Source organism: Pseudoalteromonas sp. S2721, assembly GCF_005887425.1.
GTDB lineage: Bacteria > Pseudomonadota > Gammaproteobacteria > Enterobacterales > Alteromonadaceae > Pseudoalteromonas > Pseudoalteromonas simplex.
The window spans coordinates 1-246 of record NZ_PNCZ01000141.1; the positions used below are offsets into that span (position 1 = coordinate 1).

Annotated in this window: 1 protein-coding gene; it reads left to right on the forward strand. The window is 45.1% G+C overall.

All coding sequences use genetic code 11. The features are described 5' to 3' along the window. Positions 1 to 210: prolyl oligopeptidase family serine peptidase (locus CWC02_RS20585; RefSeq protein WP_171043886.1), on the forward strand; the 210-nt coding region annotated here is incomplete at its 5' end. Positions 211 to 246: the final 36 nt, after the last annotated feature.

Here is a 246-nt window from a genome sequence, read left to right on the forward strand (position 1 = left end):
GATAATGGTCCAAGAGATTGTTGGGGATATGACTCAACAGATCAGCTGCTTGCGAGTAGAGGAAAAGCTCTACTAAACGCTAACTTTCGTCGCTCAGGTGGCTTTGGACGATATTTTGAACGTGCCGGCCATCGCAAGTGGGGACAGGAAATACAATACGATATTATAGATGGTGTAATATATCTTATTTCAAGCGGTCTTGCTGATTAAGGTAACATTTGCAGTATGGGGGCCAGCGGTGGTGGT